This is a genomic window from Pseudomonas sp. PME37.24/025 (assembly GCF_055556615.1).
Genome location: NZ_JBVHNK010000200.1, coordinates 1 through 271, shown reverse-complemented (window position 1 = coordinate 271; position 271 = coordinate 1). Strand labels below are relative to the sequence as shown.

General features: G+C 64.9%; 1 pseudogene. It reads left to right on the top strand.

Annotated elements, in window-relative coordinates:
• Nucleotides 1-271, top strand: a pseudogene (locus tag ACZ3HH_RS30065) (N-acetyl-gamma-glutamyl-phosphate reductase); the annotation flags it as partial.

The following is a 271-nucleotide window of genomic DNA, read 5'->3' as shown; positions in this document are numbered from 1 at the left end:
AACTACCGGCAGGGCATGCTGGTGTCGGTGCCCCTGCAGCTCGACGCGCTGCCGGGCAAGCCCGATGGAGCCGACCTGCAGGCCGTTCTCGCGAAGTGGTATGCCGGCAGCAAATACGTCACCGCGATGCCGCTGCAGAACGAAGCCGCCAAGGGCGGCAAGATCGAGCCGGAAGCGCTCAACGAGACCAACCAGCTCGAGCTCTACGTGTTCGCCAGCGACAAATATCGCCAGGCGGTGCTGGTCGCCCGGCTCGATAATCTGGGCAAGG